Annotated in this window: 13 protein-coding genes; all 13 read right to left on the bottom strand. The window is 58.3% G+C overall.

The window, feature by feature from the left end; genetic code table 11:
- Window positions 1-128 precede the first annotated feature (128 nt).
- The 13 genes from FDP13_RS15030 to FDP13_RS14970 all read right to left on the bottom strand — a co-directional run bounded on the left by FDP13_RS15030 (window position 129) and on the right by FDP13_RS14970 (window position 14,538).
- On the bottom strand, window positions 129-1,280 hold the full coding sequence (locus FDP13_RS15030; protein ID WP_143839799.1) for an acyltransferase: 1,152 nt from the start codon (window positions 1,278-1,280) through the stop codon (window positions 129-131).
- A gap of 319 nt (window positions 1,281-1,599) precedes the next feature.
- The gene (locus FDP13_RS15025; protein WP_143839798.1) at window positions 1,600-2,925 is read right to left on the bottom strand and encodes a sulfotransferase family 2 domain-containing protein; all 1,326 of its coding nucleotides are present in this window, start codon (window positions 2,923-2,925) and stop codon (window positions 1,600-1,602) included.
- A 195-nt stretch (window positions 2,926-3,120) separates the two neighbouring features.
- Entirely contained in the window at window positions 3,121-4,083 is a 963-nt protein-coding gene (locus tag FDP13_RS15020; protein ID WP_143839797.1) for an isoaspartyl peptidase/L-asparaginase family protein, read from the bottom strand.
- A 30-nt stretch (window positions 4,084-4,113) separates the two neighbouring features.
- Window positions 4,114-4,935 (bottom strand): M55 family metallopeptidase, encoded by an 822-nt coding sequence (locus FDP13_RS15015; protein WP_015848271.1) that lies wholly within the window; start codon window positions 4,933-4,935, stop codon window positions 4,114-4,116.
- Between the two features lie 31 nt (window positions 4,936-4,966).
- Complete coding sequence (locus FDP13_RS15010) at window positions 4,967-6,022, bottom strand: P1 family peptidase (RefSeq protein ID WP_143839796.1); 1,056 nt, start codon at window positions 6,020-6,022, stop codon at window positions 4,967-4,969.
- Window positions 6,023-6,033: 11 nt separating this feature from the next.
- Window positions 6,034-6,936: an ABC transporter permease subunit gene (locus tag FDP13_RS15005; protein WP_143839795.1), complete on the bottom strand. Its 903-nt coding sequence runs from the start codon at window positions 6,934-6,936 to the stop codon at window positions 6,034-6,036.
- 8 nt (window positions 6,937-6,944) lie between these two features.
- The gene (locus FDP13_RS15000) at window positions 6,945-7,865 is read right to left on the bottom strand and encodes an ABC transporter permease (protein ID WP_015848268.1); all 921 of its coding nucleotides are present in this window, start codon (window positions 7,863-7,865) and stop codon (window positions 6,945-6,947) included.
- A gap of 17 nt (window positions 7,866-7,882) precedes the next feature.
- The gene (locus tag FDP13_RS14995; protein WP_015848267.1) at window positions 7,883-9,439 is read right to left on the bottom strand and encodes a glutathione ABC transporter substrate-binding protein; all 1,557 of its coding nucleotides are present in this window, start codon (window positions 9,437-9,439) and stop codon (window positions 7,883-7,885) included.
- A gap of 191 nt (window positions 9,440-9,630) precedes the next feature.
- The gene (locus tag FDP13_RS14990) at window positions 9,631-11,553 is read right to left on the bottom strand and encodes an ABC transporter ATP-binding protein (protein ID WP_143839794.1); all 1,923 of its coding nucleotides are present in this window, start codon (window positions 11,551-11,553) and stop codon (window positions 9,631-9,633) included.
- 20 nt (window positions 11,554-11,573) lie between these two features.
- Window positions 11,574-12,539, bottom strand: a complete 966-nt coding sequence (gene dgcA, locus FDP13_RS14985; protein WP_143839793.1) for an N-acetyl-D-Glu racemase DgcA — start codon at window positions 12,537-12,539, stop codon at window positions 11,574-11,576.
- A 4-nt stretch (window positions 12,540-12,543) separates the two neighbouring features.
- Entirely contained in the window at window positions 12,544-13,551 is a 1,008-nt protein-coding gene (gene dgcN, locus FDP13_RS14980; RefSeq protein ID WP_015848264.1) for an N-acetyltransferase DgcN, read from the bottom strand.
- Window positions 13,552-13,806: 255 nt separating this feature from the next.
- Complete coding sequence (locus FDP13_RS14975) at window positions 13,807-14,139, bottom strand: DUF202 domain-containing protein (RefSeq protein WP_027713476.1); 333 nt, start codon at window positions 14,137-14,139, stop codon at window positions 13,807-13,809.
- 6 nt (window positions 14,140-14,145) lie between these two features.
- Window positions 14,146-14,538, bottom strand: coding sequence for a YidH family protein (locus FDP13_RS14970; protein ID WP_015848262.1), 393 nt, complete (start codon window positions 14,536-14,538; stop codon window positions 14,146-14,148).
- Window positions 14,539-14,712: the final 174 nt, after the last annotated feature.

Here is a 14,712-nt window from a genome sequence, read left to right as displayed (position 1 = left end):
AAGGCGCCTACTTGCGACGACCCACCTTATCTGCAAAGTGTGGATTGATGCCTGACAGCAAAAGAGATATCTCTTCCACTGTCAGGCTAATGATTAGCACATTAAAGCAATGTCCACAGGTTACATAATCACCTGCATATCCGTTTCGGGCTATTTAGGGTAGAGATGCTCAGTAACCTTTTTCCGAATCCATTGCCTGGTACTTCAATAAACCGATATGTTACCGCTGACATTAAGGTAACAATCACAGTGACTACCACCAGCAATAAATATGGATTTTCGAACACATGACGTAGTTTCGATATTAAGAAGAAACCCAAACTTACATGCAATAAGTAGAGCGAATAGGTAACGTTAGACAAGACACATACCATGCGGGTTACCATATTTTCATGGGGGAAATATTTTTGAGAAAGAAGACATAGCCCAAAAAATAAAAAAACGATTAATTGTGTTAGCATATTAATGTCTTGAGAAAGATGAATTCCCAGTTTATTAATACATAAATACCGATAGATATTATAAACGATGAGCGTTAAAAGTAGTGTTACTGCACTCACCAGACGCCTTTCTGAATGATTGATTATTATCCATAATGCCGAGCCGCATAACATAAAAATCATAAAACAAAAGTCATGAATTATTGCATTCGTTACTACCATAGCTTGCGGTGAGGTAGTATAGATTCCGTCCTTCACCAACCCAGCTTGCAATGCTAATAGCACAAGCATTACCGCTGAGGCACATAAAATTTTTGTGCAGTTAAGCCGCCCCATAAATGTGATTAATAGGTAGAATTTGAACTCAATTAACAACGTCCAGACAACCCCTAATGTCAGGGGATGATTTATAAACTGATTAGTTAGCATCATTGTTGATAGAACATTACTGATATTCAGTGAAGAGCGTTCGCCAAATTGGTATTGAATAACTGCGGCGACTATCACGGCAACAATAAGCATTGGGAAAATACGAAAAAAACGATTGATGAGAAATTGCTTTCGCGAATACCTGGATAACATTGGTGGGACAACCCATCCACTAATCAGAAAAAATAATGCAACTCCCCAAATTGCCGTTGCTGTTCTCCCGTGCTCCAGCAGATATATGTCGAACATCCATAGTGACTGGCTAGATTTATCTAACAGAGGGAGTGCTTCTGTACTTTCAACCCAAATTCGAGATGTATCATTAAATGTACCGCTCAGCACAAAATGGCCAAATAGCACGAAATAGGCGGCCATCAGGCGGGCTAAGTCTAAACTATATTGTCTTTTCATTATTGTAGATATGTCTTGTGAGTCATGTTGTGTGTTTGCCCTTGAGGTGATGAGTCAGGCGAGTTTTGAACTGAACATCACCTATCAGCGGCCAGTTATAGACGTCGGTTTTTGCATGCACCGTATTTCGAGGAGTACTACATTACCAGAATCATCTTCTGTGTAGTATCGCTCTATTGGCGACGACCTGGAGGGCCTTCCGTGAACAAAAGTGCGATATGGCGTTGAAAAACGAGATAGCCTGTTCATTGGCAGAACAGGCGTGAAAGCCATGCGGTAGCATGGGGGAATGCCCTGTGGGTGTGGCAATGGCGTTACATCAATCATTTCTGCTGGAGGCGATACCCCTCAGACCGAGTGAGGCGGTAGGTGTACCTGGTGCCTGGAGTATGAAAGCATCCGATGGACCGACTTCAATCTCACAGATCTCAAGACCGAGCTGGCGAGCATCGCCTGGGGTGGTCATGGTAATCGTTTCGGCACAGTCAATCGTCAGCCGTAGAATGTCGTTAGCGTGGTTGAGTTCCTGCTGTGGTATGACGGCGTCAAATACCACAACGAACGTGCTTTCTGACCATCGATGCAAGGGGGCTGCGTAATCATCAACTTTCAAGGTGAGCTCATCAACCTGGCGTGTCGACAGTATGTTGGTAACTCTAAACCGTACCAGAATATCCCGGTCTTTCCTGAATGGAATATCGATGGTTGCCGTTGGAGTCGGGCCAATCCAGCGGCTGAACTTGCGTTCATTCCGTTCACGGCAGTGCCACCCTGTGCCGTTTAATGGTTGTGACATGTCCACAACCGCCCAGCCTGCCGGGCGAATCAACGCCTTGTGATAGTTGTCTTCAGCTGCGTTCGCAAAATCCATGCCATAGGTCGCCTGGAATCGTGCCATTTGCTCGTCGTAAAGTTCACGAGCAATAGCAACGATTTCCTGGTCGAGATCAATTCGCTGGTTAGCCGCGGCCACCGCTTCTTCGCTTAATTTCGGCTTTTGCTGTTTACTGGCGTGGATATTTAGCGGCTGCGGTTGGTCTGGAGGGAGCGACAGCCACAATTGTAGTGCAGATAACGAGCGCTCAAAATCTTCCTGAAAGCCGATAAAAGACAAGGAACGTAGCGTTTCTTCGGCACGTTTTCGGATGAAGGCTCGAAAATCCTTACTATCGAGGGAATCTGTTCGCCAGGCTTCCAAGTACTCTCTGGGGGCGCAGGCCAGATGGCGACTGATCCGGTTCCAGTTAAGGTATTGGCATTGTGGGTGGTTGGAAGAAAAGAATAATGCCGGGTTATTTTGTGCCAGATCACGGATCAGTATGCCATCGGGGAAATGGGTTGCTTCTTCGTCTGTCCAGCGGTGTACCATCCACCAATTAGAGACCAGTCTGTCCAGCGGATTGCGTAGAAAGCACAATGTTGCGGCATTCGATATGTGATTTGGCCAAATTCGGCTACCGAATGGTTCATGAATAAAACGCGCCCGTGCCAGCTGATTTGGGTCAAGCTCTATATCACCGGCGCCCATCCAATCGGCGTGTTCTTCTAAATAAATACACTCATCGGACGGAAAAAAGTTTTGCAGATACTTTAGCAGCGATGTGCCTGCACATTTATCAATATGATGAAAAACAATACGAGTCATGCCTGACCTTTACTTTCTTGCAGTAACGTAGTTGTATGAATTGTATACTAATAATGTACTTGGTAATAGTGTGTGTTAGTCATTAATTGTGAGCGTTCAAGATGTCTACGCAGTTGAACCGCCGCCTACATCGATGGCGTAATCGACCGGTTACCAGAATATGTGGATAATTATCGCAACCGGTCACTGATCGCGTTAATCCCGATAAATCCCCACCACGGCTTCCTCGCCGACGTAACCGTAGCCGCGGTACATGCCTTCGCTGTTAAACGGCAAGGCAATATTACCCTGATGGTCAACGGCGATCAGCCCGCCGCTGCCGCCCAGCGTCAGCACTTTTTCCATCACGACGGTATCGGCGGCTTGCGACAGCGGCAGGTTACCGTATTCCATCCGCGCTGAGACGTCGTAGGCCGCGACGGTGCGCATGAATACTTCGCCGGTGCCGGTGCAGGAGACGGCGACGGTGCGGTTGTTGGCGTAACAGCCTGCGCCGATGATTGGCGAGTCGCCCACACGTCCGGCACGTTTGTTGGTCATGCCGCCGGTGGAGGTCGCCGCCGCCAGATTACCGGCGGCATCCAGCGCGACCGCGCCGACGGTGCCGAATTTGCGATCCGGATCGAGCGGATCACCGCCTTGCGTCTGGCGCTCGCCGTCGTGATCCAGCAGGATCTTGCCGTCGCCCGCCTGTGCTTTCAGCAACTGCTGGTAGCGCTCGTCGGTGGAGAAAAAATCCGGTTCGACCATCTCCAGACCCTGTTCGCGGGCGAACGCTTCGGCGCCGTCGGCGGTGAACATCACGTGCGGGCTGCGCTCCAGTACCGCGCGGGCCGCCAGAATCGGGTTGCGGATGTGATTCACCCCGGCGATGGCGCCGGCTTCCAGCGAACGGCCGTCCATGATGCTGGCGTCCAGTTCGTGGGTGCCGAGATGGGTAAACACCGCCCCTTTACCTGCATTGAATAGCGGGCACTCTTCCAGCAGGCGCACCGCCTCGGTAACCGCATCCAGCGCGCTGCCGTTGGCCGCCAGGATTGCCTGCCCGCGAGCGACAATCTCTTGTAACGCGGCGCGATAGCGCTGTTCTTTTTCACTGTCCATCGCGGTGCGGCTCAGCGCGCCTGCGCCGCCATGAATCACAATGACCGGTTTCATCTTGGATGTGCTTCCTTCTGTTCGGGGCGGTTAGTTCTGCGTGGTCGCCAGATAGGAAAAGGCACCCAGCAGGCTGACGATCGGCGCGATGGTCGGAGACTGATAACCCACGGTGATCGCGTCTTTGCGAACAACGCCGGGGATCAGGCAGAACAAGTCGGCCAGTACCGGTTTGGCGACCATCAGTTCCAGTTCATACGGCGGCTGCAAACGGCTGGTGGTTTCTTTATGCGCCTTTTGTACCGCCTGGGTCGCCGCCAGCCGGATGGCGTTGCGCGCCGCTTCCGGGCTCAGCGACTCTGCCGCGGTCTGGGAAATGGCGCGTTTCACGCAGGCGTAGTCGGCGGCCGGGTAGTAGCGGTTGATCCAGCTTTGCAGCGTGTCGTCGCCGCTCACCAGCCACAGCGGGGTGTTCAGTTCGGCACCGGCGGCGGCGTAGATATCGCTTTCACCCATCACTTCGCCGTTGATGCGCACCCGGTAGAACGCCCGGCCGTTGATGGTGTGCGCCAGCACGCCGTGTTCGCCGGCGGCGCTGTGGTAACCGATGAACATCAGGCCATCGAACTGTTGCTGTTGCAAGCCCTCCACCATCGACAGGCCGCGTGGTTTGCCTTGCACCAGCCGGGCGCGCGGGTCGATATTTTCAGCACGCAGGTTAGTCATGGCGGCATGGCTGTCGGCGACCACCACCTCACTGGCGCCGCCGGCGAATGCGCCTTCGATAGCGGCGTTCACTTCCTGCTCCATCAGCCCGCGGGCGATTTGGTATTCCGGCGTGCCGGGGCTGCATTGTTCCGGGCGCATCACGCCCGCGATGCCTTCGATATCCGCAGAAATAAATACTTTCATGTCAGCGTCCTTATCGCCCGTTATCAGGCGGTTATGCGAAATCTTGTGCCAGACGGTCCAGCACCTGCGTCAGGGCCGGGCGATGGTGGCCGCGAAAACCGGTGACGGCCTCGGCCTGCAATAATGCATCCAGCACCGCGTGTTCGGTGGCGTCGGCCGCCGCGTTGAGCAGCGGTTCCAGTTGTGCGTCTTCCGGTGGTTGCGGCGTGGGTTGGGTGGAGAACGCTACCGCGATATCGCCGGAGCCGTGTCCCCAATAACTCCCGAGCCGCCCGAGTCCGGCACCGGCGCGGCGGGCGATGCGGGTCAACTGGCGGGCGTCGAGCGCGGCGTCGGTGGCCATAATAATAATGATGGAACCGGCATCCTGCTGGGGCGTCAGTTCCGGCAGCAGGGGAGCGATGGCTTCGCCGACTTGCACGCCGTCCAGCGTCAGGGCCGGCAACGTGCCGAAATTAGCCAGCACCAGTACGCCGAGGGTGGCGTTCAGTTCCCCAATCCGCCGGGAGGCGGTGCCGATGCCGCCTTTGAGCGCGAAGCAGCTCATGCCGCGCCCGGCACCGACGCTGCCGCGGGCGAAATCCGCCGTGGCGTTATCCAATGCCACGCGCGCCATCGCTTCGGTCACCGCCAGCGCCTGAATATCATTGAGCCAGCCGTCGTTGCACTCCAGCGCCAGCGGATTGACGGTCGGCAAACGGCGGCCCAGCTCCGGATTGCGGTTGATAGCATCGCGCACCAGCGTAGTAAACAGTGTGCCGACCGACAGGGTATTGCTGAGCAGAATCGGCGTCTGCAATCGCCCCAGCTCTTCAATTTGCACCAGCCCCACCGGTTTGGCGAAGCCGTTGAGCACCGCTGCGCCACAGGGCAACGGTTGTGTGAACAGGTTGTCGCTGTTCGGCACGATGGCGGTGACGCCGGTCTGAATTTCGCCGTGCGCCAGCGTATGGTGGCCGACCCGCACGCCGGGTACGTCGCTCAGGCGATTATGCGGGCCGCAAGGCAGCCGCGGCGTGCCGAGCTGCCGTTCAGTGCGCCAGCGTTGCAGCAGCGGCGCCAGCCGTGCCTGTTGATAAGGTGTCATGGTCTCTTCGCTTAGCTTTTCAGTTTCGGGTCCAGCGTGTCGCGCAGCGCATCACCCAGCAGGTTGAACGCCAGCACGGTGCAGAAGATAGCCAGACCGGGGAACACGCTGACGTGCCATTGCCCTGCCATCATCATGCTGCGGCTCATCGCCAGAATGTTGCCCCATTCCGGCACGTCCGGTTCCGGCCCCAGACCGATGAAACTCAGGCCGGCGGCGGTCAGGATACTGGTGCCGATGCGCATGGTGAAATAGACAATCACGTTCGACAGGGTGCCCGGCAGAATATGGCGCAGCAGGATCACCCGGTCCGGCGCACCGGCGCAGCGGACTGCCTCGACGTAGGCCGCCTGCTTGAGCGACAGCGTGGAGGCGCGCACGATACGGGCGAACACCGGCACGCTGAACACCGCTACCGCGATAATCACGTTATTCAGGCCTGGGCCGAGGATCGCGACGACCGCGATCGCCAGCAACATGCCGGGGAAAGCGAACAAGACGTCGCAGCCGCGCATGATCAGCATATCGATGCTGCGGCCATAATAGCCCGCCAGTAAGCCGAGGGCGATGCCTGCCAGCATACCCAGCGTGACCGAAACGATGCCGATGTAGAGTGAAATACGCGCGCCGTAAATAATGCGGCTCATCACGTCGCGGCCCAGATCGTCGGCGCCCATCCAGTGGTCGGCGGAAGGCGCTGCGCCGAGCGCCATCCAGTCCGGCTCCATCGGGTTCCAGGGCGCCAGCCAAGGGGCGAGCGCCGCAATCAACACCAGCAGCAGGACAAAACCGCCGGAGACCAGCGCCATCGGGTTGCGGATGAACGCATGTAGAAAATCGCGCCACGGCGAACGAATCGCGTTGTCGTTCAGGGCGGAAGAGGTCGCCGCGGTCGGCTCTTGAGAAGTGTTCATCGCAGCTCCTAACGCAGACGAATGGCCGGGTTCACTACCGCGTACAGCAGGTCGACCAGCAGATTGATCAGGATAAATTCAAACACGAACAGCATCACCAGCGCCTGAATCACCGGCTGATCCTGCGTTTTGATGGACTCTATCAACAACCAGCCGAGCCCCGGCCAGTTGAATACGCTTTCCACCACAATCGAACCGCCGAGCAGAAAACCGAACTGCAACCCGAGCATGGTGATCACCGGTATCAGCGCGTTGCGCATCACATGCTTCCAGACGATCAGCCGCTGGCGTAGCCCTTTGGCGCGGGCGGTGCGCACATAATCTTCCTGCATCACTTCCAGAAACGCCGAACGGGTGAAGCGCGCCATCACGGCGGCCACCGAGGCACCCAGCGTCAGCGCCGGCAGAATGATGTCGGTCGGTTTGTTGTAGCCGCTGACCGAGAACACGCCGAACGGCATGGCGACGAACTGGATCAACAGCAGGCCGAGCCAAAACGGCGGCATCGAAATGCCGCCTACCGCCAGGCTCATTAGCGACCAGTCCTGCCATTTGCCGCGTTTGAGCGCGGCAAACACGCCGATCAGCAACCCGAGGATCACCGACCAGGCGAAACCGGCCAGCGCCAGCCATAACGTCGGCAGAAAACTTTTTTGGATGACGGTCAGCACCGGCTGCTGGGTACGGTAGGTGATGCCGAGATCACCGTGCACCAGCCCATCCAGCCAGTTGAGGTACTGCTGCGGCAGCGGATCGTTCAACCCCAAACGCTCACGGGCGGCTTCCACCGCCTCGATGGGGGCGTCGGGGCCGGCGTAGATCCGCGCCGGGTCACCCGGTAACAGCTTGATAAAACCGAACACCAACAGGGAGATCACCAGCAAAACCGGGATCATTTCCAGCAAACGTCGGACGATATAAGCAAACATGGCGATCCCCTGTACGATTACTTGAACTCAGCCTGATCGAAGATCAGCGAACCGTCCGCCAGCATATAAACGCCGGACAGATTCTTCACTTTGCCCACCAGGTTGTCCGGCACGCCCAGGAACACCATCGGCGCGTCTTTCCAGATCAGTTTCTGAGCATCGGCGTACGCGGCGGCGCGTTTGTCGCTATCTGGGGTCGCCAGGCCGGCCATGATGGCTTTGTCCACATCCGGGTTGCTGTAGTAAGAGACGTTGTAGGCTTTCGGCACCCAGGATTCGGTGGCGAACAGCGGGCGTAATGCCCAGTCGGCATCACCGGTGGATGGCGACCAGCCGCCGTAGTACAGGTCGAACTCGGCCTGTTTCGGGTCTTTCACGCCGAACAGTTTTTCGTTGCGTGCGCCGGAGTCCATCGGGGTGACGGTGACTTTGATGCCGACCTGCTCCAACTGCTGCTTGAAGAACTGGGCGCTGCGGATATAGTCCGTGCGGTTGGTGGTCCACAGTTTCAGCTCCAGCCCGTTCTCATAACCGGCTTCTTTCAACAACTCTTTCGCTTTGGCCGGGCTGTAGCTGTAGTTCGGTTCGCTCTGGCTGGCGAAGAACTGCACGCGCGGCGCCATGACCGACGCGGCAGGCAGGCCCATGCCGGCGAAGCCGACTTTCAGCCAGATGGTGCGGTTGATGGCGTAGTTCAGCGCCTGACGTACCCGCACATCGCTCAGCGGGCCGTGCTGGGTATTGATGGCCATATAAAACAGATAGATGCTCGGGTCGCGCTGGATAGCCAGCTTGGCGTCGTCTTCAACGGTTTTGATCAGATCGGACGGCAGCGGGTAGATAGCGTCGGACTGGCCGGATTTCAGCGCCGCGACGCGGGTGGCGTCTTCCGGCGACGGGTAGAAGGTTACGCTGTCGACTTTCGGCCAGCCTTTCTGCCAGTAGTTGTCGTATTTCACCAGCTTGACGTCTTTACCCTGCTGCCATTCGGTGAACTTGAACGGACCGGTGCCGACCGGATGCACGCGCAGTTGGGTTTCGTCCGGGTACTGTTTCAGCGCCGTCGGGCTGTGCATCACCGCCGACGGGTGCGCCAGCGTGTTGACAAAAGCGCCGAACGATTTATTCAGCTCGATTTTGACCTGCGTCGGCGACACCACCGTCACGTTCTTGATCATATTGAACAGGCTGTTGCGCTTGAGCCCTTTGGTCTGGTCGGCCAGACGGTCAAGGTTGGCTTTTACCGCCTCGGCGTTGAACGGCGTGCCGTCCTGAAAGGTGATGCCTTCGCGCAGCGTGATGGTGAACTCGGTGGCGTCGGCGTTGCCGGTGTAGCCGGTAGCCAGCCGCGGCACCAGTTTCATCTGGTTGTCGAACTGGAACAGCCGCTCGAAGATCCCGCTCTGGATGGAGTAGCTCAGGGTATCCGAGGTGTCGTGCGGGTCCAGCCCGGTGATATCGGCATAGATGGAAATGCGCAGATCCTGCGCCTGAGCCGCAGCGGCCAGACACAATGACAGCCCAAGAGCGACGGCGGAACGGCGTGAAGTTACTGCGGATAGTAACGGTTTCATGGTGTCTCCTGTAAATGGTGTGTGTTGCTGGTTGTGTTGCTGCTTTGTATTAACTCTTTGTTTTTATTTTTTTTATGTTATCCGCCCGTGTCGGGCGGCTTGTTATCGCTCACGGTGACGTGAGGTGTCCCCTGGTGTTGGACGATGCTACGGTTTACTACTGACTACGGTTCACTACTGGCTACAGTTCACTACTGAGTACGGTTCACGACTGACGACGGTTTACTGCTGCTGATGGATGGCTCAAGCCCGGCTTCGCTCACCCAATGGTGCGGAGCGACTTCGCGGTAACGGGCTTTTTCCACCACCTCGTTCGCCTTGCGCAGCGGCGAGGGGATTTCGCTGTCGTCCAGCTCGCGTGCGTAGCGGCGGCTTGGATCGGCTATCGGCACCGAGGCCAGCAGGCGTCGGGTATACGGATGTTGGGGGTTGTTGAACACCGACTGGCGCGGGCCGATTTCTACAATCTGCCCGAGGTACATCACCGCCACGCGGTTGGCGATGCGTTCCACCACCGCCATATCGTGGGAGATAAAAATCCACGACACGCCGGTTTTCTGCTGTAAATCCATCATCAGGTTGACCACCTGCGCCTGAATCGACACATCGAGCGCCGACACCGCTTCGTCGGCGATGATCACCTGCGGTTGCAACGCCATAGCACGGGCGATGGCGATACGTTGGCGCTGGCCGCCGGAAAATTCGTGCGGGTAGCGTTGCGCGTGCTCCGGTTGCAGGCCGACGTTTTTCAGCAGCGCCTGCACCTGTGGCGTGGCGTCTTCCAGAGATTTCACCAGCCCGTGCAGCAACAGCGGCTCGGCGATGGTGAAACCGACGGTCAGACGCGGGTTGAGCGAGGCGTACGGGTCCTGAAACACCATCTGCATTTTGCGGCGCAACGGCTGGAAGTCGCGGTCGCGCAGGCCGGCTATCTCTTGCCCGTCGAACAGCAGGCTGTCGCTTTGGCTTTCTACCAGGCGCAGCAATGCCCGCCCGGTGGTGGATTTGCCGCAACCGGATTCGCCGACAATCGCCAGCGTTTCCCCCGGCCACACGGCAAAGTCTATCTGCTCTACCGCATGGACCCGATGGGTAACGGAAGAGAAAATACCGCTGCGTATCGGGTAATAGACTTTCAGGCCACGGATATCGAGCAGCGGCGGCGCATCGTAACGCGCGGTCATCTGGTGCGGTTCCGCGGTTGTGCTTTGCTGCCCGAGCAGCGGGAAGCGCTTAGGCCAGGCGCTGTCGCGCATGTCGCCCAGGCGCGGCACCGCCGCCAGCAGCGCTTTGGTGTAGTCGTGCTGTGGGCGGTTGAAAATATCCTCGACCGTGCCTTGCTCCACCACCTCGCCGCGGTACATCACCACCACGCGGTCGGCGATTTCCGCCACCACGCCCATATCGTGGGTAATGAACAACACCGACATGTTGCTCTGGCGTTGCAGGTCGCGCAGGATTTGCAGAATGCGCGCCTGTACCGTCACATCCAGCGCGGTGGTGGGTTCGTCGGCGATCAGCAACTGTGGGTCGCACGCCAGCGCCTGGGCTATCATCACCCGTTGGCGCATACCGCCGGATAACGAATGCGGATAGCTGTTCATTACCCGGTCGATGTCGGCGATGCGTACCTTGCGCAGCAACTCGCGCGCCTTGCGGTCGGCGCCGGCGGCGTCGCACATCTGGTGGTCCAGCAGCGCTTCGGTGAGCTGGTCGCCCACTTTCAGCACCGGGTTGAGCGAGGTCATCGGCTCCTGAAAGATCATCGCCATGTCGCGGCCGCGTAGCCGGCGGCGAGCATCGTCTTTCATCGCCAGCAGGTCGTGGCGGCGGCCGGCGCTATCGGTAAAGCGGATACCGCCGCGCTCAATGCGGGCGGATGCGGCCAACAGCCCCATCACGGTGAGAGACGTGACCGACTTGCCGGAACCACTCTCTCCGACCACGGCGACCACTTCCCCTTTATTAAGGCTGAAAGAGACGCCTTTGAGCGCCAAATGCGTACCGGAGCGGCCGCTGAAGCTAACGCTCAGGTCATCGATCTCCAGCACCGGTTGCGGCGCCGGGGCGGACGCTATCGCAGCAGGGATTGCGGTTGAGAGGGTATCCGTCATCGTCACTCCGGTAGGTTCTGTCACAGCCAGATGCGGCCAAGGTTATACGTCAGGTACGGCGAGCTGTCGGCGGCCAGCCAGATCGGGCCGTCCAGATCCACATGTTCGGCCGCCAGCGCCGCCGGCATGGCCGCTTCCATCGCCAGCGAGGAACCCAGCATACAGCCCACCATGATGCGCAGGCCGTACTGGCGTGCTTGTGCCACCATCGCCAGCGCTTCGGTCAGCCCGCCGCACTTGTCCAGCTTGATGTTGATCATCTCGTAACGGTCACTCAGGGCGGCGATGTCGCCACGGTGATGACAGCTTTCGTCGGCGCACACCGCAATGGCGTGTTCAAACGTCGCCAGTTCGCCGTCCTGCCCGGCGGGCAGCGGCTGTTCCACCATCGCGATGCGATGCGCGGCCAATTGGCGCAGTAGCGGTTCCAGCTCCAGCCCGCTCCAGGCTTCGTTGGCATCGACAATCAGCGTCACGTTGGGCGCGGACTGACGAATCGCCGCCACTTTTTCCAGAATCTGGTTTCGGTCGAGCTTGATTTTCAGCAGCAGCGCACCGCGGGAAACCGCGTCTTTGGCGGCGTTCGCCATGTTTTCCACGCTGTCGAGGCTCAGGGTTTCAGCGGTGACGATCGACTGCGGCGGCACGATGGCGAGGTGCTGCCACAGCGTTTGTCGGGCGAGCGCGGCGTTCAGCCGCCACAGGGCGCAGTCCAGCGCGTTGCGGGCCGAACCGGGCGGCAGCAACCGCTGCAACGCGTCCAGACCGACGCCGTTCTCCACCACCCGACGCACGGTTTCCAACTGACGGGCTACGCTGTCGGCGGTTTCCTGATAGTGCGCAGTCGGGGTGCATTCCCCCCGGCCGATAAAGCCGCGCTCTTCCAGCGTTACCCGCACCACGGTGACGGCGGTACGCGTGCCGCGGGAAATGGCGAACGGACGGGCCAGCGGCAGCTCCACGGTTTCAATTTGCATCTGTCGCATAGGGTTATCCCCGGGTTTTCAGCAGCGTCGCAATGTCATCGATACCGAAGCGGATCGGGTCGGTGGCGGGCACGCCGAAGCGTTCGTTCAGGCCACGGCAGTACTCACGCGCTTCCTGTTCGCCATAGTTGGAGGTGTTGATGGCGAAGCCCGCCAGTTGCACATCCGGGTTGGTTACACGGGCGGCGCGCAGGCAGGCGTCCACGCAGTCGTCTAATTCCACCATCGGTTGATGGGGCAGGTGGCGCATGTGCGGGCGACCCATTTCGTGGCACATCACCAGCCAGTGCGGCTGAGCGCCGTGGATAAGACCGGTGGTGACCCCGGCATAAGACGGGTGAAACAGCGAGCCCTGACCTTCGACGATATCCCAATGATCGTCGTCATTGGCGGGTGACAGCGCTTCGGCGGCGCCGGCGATAAAATCGGCGATTACCGCGTCAATGGCGATACCGTCGCCGGCAACCAGCACCCCGGTTTGGCCGGTGGCGCGAAAATCCGCTTTCATACCTTGTGCGCGCATGGCGGCTTCCAGCGCCAGCGAGGTGTACATTTTGCCGACCGAACAGTCGGTGCCGACGGTCAGTACGCGTTTGCCGCTACGTTTCTTGCCGCTGCCGACGCTCAGTTCCGGGCGCATGTGGCGGATATCGAACAGCTCTACCTGATGCCGTTCCGCCAGTGCCTGCAAACCGGGAACGTCTGTCAGGCGCTGATGCAGACCGTTGGCGACGTTCATGCCGGCTTCGATGGCGGCGCGCACGGTGTCCAGCCAGTGCGGCGGCAGGAAACCGCCGGCGTTGGCGGTGCCCAGCACCAGCGTTTTGGCGCCGCGCGCCACGGCGGCCGGGATATCCAGATCATCGAGCCCCAGCGACACCGTGCTGCCCGCCAGGCGTAGCTGACCTACGCACTGTTCGGGGCGCCAGGTGTGAATGCCGCGTGCCGTTTTCACCGCCAGTGGGTCGGTCACGTCGCCAAGAAAAAGCAGGTAAGGTTGTGGAATCAGCATGATGTCTTATCCGTGGTTGCGTAGTGATGGCATAAAAGAAAAAGAAGATGTTTAAGACTATTCCACGATGCTTTTTTTCTGACGAATGCTTGTTTATAGGTGGGGTATAACCTTGTGTTATAGGGTGTAAATAAATAACTAATTGTTATTTAAGTATTTTGTTTTTTAAATGCCTGCGGGTATGCCTGTGGGTTATGCCGGGGCAGGCAGATCAAAATCTTCTGCATTGACGGCAAGCACGCGCAGCGATCGCGTTTAACCGTTGATGAAACCCACCAGCAAGCTTAATGCGGTCACTATCACCGTTAACATCAGCAGCCGCATCATCCACATCGATTGCGGGGTACAGGGATAGCCGCTGTGCCGCAGCGCGCGCAACCGCAGGCGCGACCAGAGGTAGGTGATCAAGGTCATCATGAGCAGCAACAGCCCGGTTGCCAGCATCAGCGGCTGGCTTTTCATCGAGCCGGCTTTCAGCAGCAATACGCTGTTGATCAATAACACGAAGGCGGTACGCGACCAGGCAAGCCGCGTGCGTTCCGGTTGCAGGCCCGGATCGCGCGGCGGGGGAGCGGCAGGGGCGGTCATGGCGGCCTACAACAACAGGATAACCAGCGCCAGCGCAACGGAAATAGCGCTCACGCTGCTGGCGATGACAATCAACAGACGGGTATAAGGCAGCGCTTGCCCGGTGCGCATCGCCCGTTCGTTGTCGGCCCAGCGCCGGTAAGCCATCCAGGCCAACAGCGCCGCCGCCAGCGCCAGAAACGCAGCAATACCGGAGCGAACGACAGGGGGCGCCAGCGTGGGCGCGAACTGGTCAATGGCGATGGCTCCCGCCAGAAAAGCCAGCGCGGTGCGAATCCAGGCCAGGAAAGTGCGCTCGTTGGCCAGCGAAAAGCGATAATCCGGCGTTGAGCCCTGCTGCTGCCAGGGAATTTTCTTGCCGGACGACCTCGGTGAAGCGGTTGGCTCATTCATGAACATCAACAACCTGCACAGAAATAATCACCGTATTCTACATGGCTGAGAGGGGACCCTCCAGCCGACAGCGTAAATGACGCCGTGAAAGTTGATGAAATTTTAATCGCACCTGGCGGTAGGCAGCGCAGGGGGAAGACCGTATAATGCGCGCCAGTTTAATGAACCTGCCCGGAGACG

This window comes from Dickeya sp. ws52 (assembly GCF_007210685.1).
GTDB classification, from domain to species: Bacteria; Pseudomonadota; Gammaproteobacteria; order Enterobacterales; family Enterobacteriaceae; genus Dickeya; species Dickeya chrysanthemi.
Note: the sequence above shows the minus strand (reverse complement) of the source record. Positions and strands in the feature narration are given on the sequence as shown.

Excerpts from the sequence above, each read along its gene's own strand:
- FDP13_RS15000 (WP_015848268.1), bottom strand. The coding sequence starts at position 7,865 with ATGTTTGCTTATATCGTCCGACGTTTGCTGGAAATGATCCCGGTTTTG.
- FDP13_RS14970 (WP_015848262.1), bottom strand. The coding sequence starts at position 14,538 with ATGTTCATGAATGAGCCAACCGCTTCACCGAGGTCGTCCGGCAAGAAA.
- FDP13_RS14975 (WP_027713476.1), bottom strand. The coding sequence starts at position 14,139 with ATGACCGCCCCTGCCGCTCCCCCGCCGCGCGATCCGGGCCTGCAACCG.
- FDP13_RS14990 (WP_143839794.1), bottom strand. The coding sequence starts at position 11,553 with ATGACGGATACCCTCTCAACCGCAATCCCTGCTGCGATAGCGTCCGCC.
- FDP13_RS15015 (WP_015848271.1), bottom strand. The coding sequence starts at position 4,935 with ATGAAAGTATTTATTTCTGCGGATATCGAAGGCATCGCGGGCGTGATG.
- dgcA (WP_143839793.1), bottom strand. The coding sequence starts at position 12,539 with ATGCGACAGATGCAAATTGAAACCGTGGAGCTGCCGCTGGCCCGTCCG.
- FDP13_RS15020 (WP_143839797.1), bottom strand. The coding sequence starts at position 4,083 with ATGAAACCGGTCATTGTGATTCATGGCGGCGCAGGCGCGCTGAGCCGC.
- FDP13_RS15005 (WP_143839795.1), bottom strand. The coding sequence starts at position 6,936 with ATGAACACTTCTCAAGAGCCGACCGCGGCGACCTCTTCCGCCCTGAAC.
- FDP13_RS14995 (WP_015848267.1), bottom strand. The coding sequence starts at position 9,439 with ATGAAACCGTTACTATCCGCAGTAACTTCACGCCGTTCCGCCGTCGCT.
- FDP13_RS15030 (WP_143839799.1), bottom strand. The coding sequence starts at position 1,280 with ATGAAAAGACAATATAGTTTAGACTTAGCCCGCCTGATGGCCGCCTAT.
- FDP13_RS15010 (WP_143839796.1), bottom strand. The coding sequence starts at position 6,022 with ATGACACCTTATCAACAGGCACGGCTGGCGCCGCTGCTGCAACGCTGG.
- dgcN (WP_015848264.1), bottom strand. The coding sequence starts at position 13,551 with ATGCTGATTCCACAACCTTACCTGCTTTTTCTTGGCGACGTGACCGAC.
- FDP13_RS15025 (WP_143839798.1), bottom strand. The coding sequence starts at position 2,925 with ATGACTCGTATTGTTTTTCATCATATTGATAAATGTGCAGGCACATCG.